Source organism: Saccharopolyspora sp. (assembly GCF_017434145.1).
Lineage (GTDB): Bacteria > Actinomycetota > Actinomycetes > Mycobacteriales > Pseudonocardiaceae > Saccharopolyspora_C > Saccharopolyspora_C galaxeae.
Window position 1 is genome coordinate 1 of sequence record NZ_JAFRFW010000373.1, and the last position, 1,703, is coordinate 1,703.

General features: G+C 71.5%; 1 protein-coding gene and 2 pseudogenes. All 3 read right to left on the reverse strand.

From position 1 onward, the window contains the following. A pseudogene (locus tag IJH84_RS10125) lies at positions 1–170 on the reverse strand (argininosuccinate lyase); the annotation flags it as partial. Between the two features lie 133 nt (positions 171–303). Continuing rightward, on the reverse strand, positions 304–1,497 hold the full coding sequence (locus IJH84_RS10130; protein WP_295143159.1) for an argininosuccinate synthase: 1,194 nt from the start codon (positions 1,495–1,497) through the stop codon (positions 304–306). Beyond that, positions 1,490–1,703, reverse strand: a pseudogene (locus tag IJH84_RS10135) (arginine repressor); the annotation flags it as partial. The gene IJH84_RS10130 and the pseudogene IJH84_RS10135, both read right to left, overlap by 8 nt.

The following is a 1,703-nucleotide window of genomic DNA, read 5'->3' on the forward strand; positions in this document are numbered from 1 at the left end:
AGGCCCGCGCGGTGCAGCACCCGGGCGTGCGCGCGGGAACCGGCGATGTCGTAGGGCGCCAGGCGCCAGTCGAAGTGCGTGGACAGGCTCAGCGCCGCCATCGCCTCGGCCGGGCCGGAGGCGAAGCGGCCGCCCCAGAGCTTGGTGGGCTCGCTGCCTTGCTGGGTCACGGTTTTCCTCGGGTGGGGAGTCGGGTTTGCGGGAAGTCCGGGGCGGAGCACCGTCCGCTCGGGAAGGCGTGGCGACACGACTGCGGCGCGGCGGCGGAGGAGTTCCCCGCCACCGCGCCCGATGCCTGCGCGCTCAGCCCTGGTCGCGCTTCGCGGCGATCTTGCTGGGCAGGCCCCACAGCTGCACGAAGCCCTTGGCCAGGCCCTGGTCGAAGGTGTCGCCCTCGTCGTAGGTGGCCAGGTTGAAGTCGTACAGCGACTGCTCGCTGCGCCTGCCGTTGACCACCGCGCGGCCGCCGTGCAGCGACATCCGGATGTCGCCGCTGACGTGCTGCTGCGAGTCGGCGATGAAGGCGTCCAGCGAGTCCTTCAGCGGCGAGAACCACAGGCCGTCGTAGACCAGCTCGCCCCAGCGCTGCGCCACGGTCCGCTTGAACCGGGCCAGGTCGCGCTCCAGCGTGACGTCCTCGAGCTCCTGGTGGGCGGTGATCAGCGCCAGCGCGCCCGGCGCCTCGTAGATCTCGCGGCTCTTGATGCCCACCAGCCGGTCCTCGACCATGTCGAGGCGCCCGATGCCCTGCGCGCCCGCGCGCTGGTTGAGCTGCTGGATCGCCTGCAGGACGCTGACCTGCTGGCCGTCGATGGCGACCGGCACGCCGCGGTCGAAGGTGATCACGACCTCGTCGGCCTCGCGCGGGGTGGCCGGGTTCTCGGTGTAGGAGTAGACGTCCTCGACCGGCGCGTTCCAGATGTCCTCCAGGAACCCGGTCTCCACGGCCCGGCCCCAGACGTTCTGGTCGATCGAGTACGGCGACTTCTTGCTCACGTCGATCGGCAGGTCGCGGTCCTCGGCCCAGGCGATGGCCTTCTCGCGGGTCCAGGCGAAGTCCCGGACCGGGGCGATGACCTTCAGGTCCGGGGCCAGCGCGCCGATGCCGACCTCGAAGCGCACCTGGTCGTTGCCCTTGCCGGTGCAGCCGTGCGAGACGGTGGTGGCGCCGTGCGCCTTGGCCGCGTCGGTGAGGTGCTTGACGATCAGCGGCCGGGACACCGCAGAAACCAGCGGGTACCGGTCCATGTACAGCGCGTTGGCCTGCAGCGCGGGCAGGCAGTACTGGTCGGCGAACTCGTCGCGGGCGTCCGCGACGACCGCTTCGACCGCGCCGCACTCCAGCGCCCGCTTGCGCACCGTCTCCAGGTCTTCGCCGCCCTGGCCGACGTCGACCGCGACGGCGACGACCTCGGTACCGGTCTCCTCGGCGATCCAGCCGATGGCCACGGAGGTGTCCAGGCCACCGGAGTAGGCCAGCACTACCCGCTCACTCATGATCGTTGCTCCTGTTCGGGTCTGGTTGTGGTTGCCGCGGGGGCTCGCCCGCGTCGTGTTCGCCCGCCTCGTCGGCACCGCGTTCGCCGGAGGCCATGTTGCTGAACCGCTCGGCCAGGTCCAGGCCGGTCAGCGGCTCGCGGGCCACCACCATCACGGTGTCGTCACCGGCGATGGAGCCGACGACCTCCAGCAGCGCCGCCCGG

Coding starts and splice junctions, on each gene's coding strand:
- IJH84_RS10130 (WP_295143159.1), bottom strand. CDS start 1,497: ATGAGTGAGCGGGTAGTGCTGGCCTACTCCGGTGGCCTGGACACCTCC.